This window comes from Aeromonas caviae (genome assembly GCF_000819785.1).
Taxonomy (GTDB): Bacteria; Pseudomonadota; Gammaproteobacteria; order Enterobacterales; family Aeromonadaceae; genus Aeromonas; species Aeromonas caviae.
Map to the genome: position 1 here is coordinate 25,670 of NZ_CDBK01000089.1, position 407 is coordinate 26,076.

Consider the following 407-nt stretch of genomic DNA (forward strand, 5'->3'; position numbering starts at 1 on the left):
ATGCTGATCTTCTTCATCGTCACCACCTCGTTCGTCAAGGAGTCCGGCGTGGAGATCAACCGCCCGAGCGCCAGCACGGCCGAGACGGTGAAGAAGGGGAACATCATGGTCGCGGTCCGCGAGAACGGTCAGGTCTGGGTCGACAAACGGGTCGTCGAAGTGGGTGCCGTGCGCGCCAACATCGAGCGGCTGCGGGCGGAGAACCCGGAGAGCGCCGTGGTGATTCAGGCCGATACCGAGTCCCGTTCCGGGCTGGTGGTGCAGGTCATGGACCAGATCCGCATGGCCGGTGTCCAGAACATCTCCATCGCGGCGAGCAAGAGCAGCTGATGCCGGAGCGAGCCCTATGAGATACCTGATATCGTTGGCGGTCTCCTGCGTGGTGGTGTTCTTCTTGTTTCTGGGAA

At 62.2% G+C, this 407-nt stretch carries 1 protein-coding gene; it reads left to right on the top strand.

Features of this window, described 5'->3' with window-relative positions; genetic code table 11:
* The coding region (locus tag BN1120_RS20985; RefSeq protein ID WP_042016902.1) for an ExbD/TolR family protein at window positions 1-330 on the top strand (330 nt) is incomplete at its 5' end.
* Window positions 331-407: the final 77 nt, after the last annotated feature.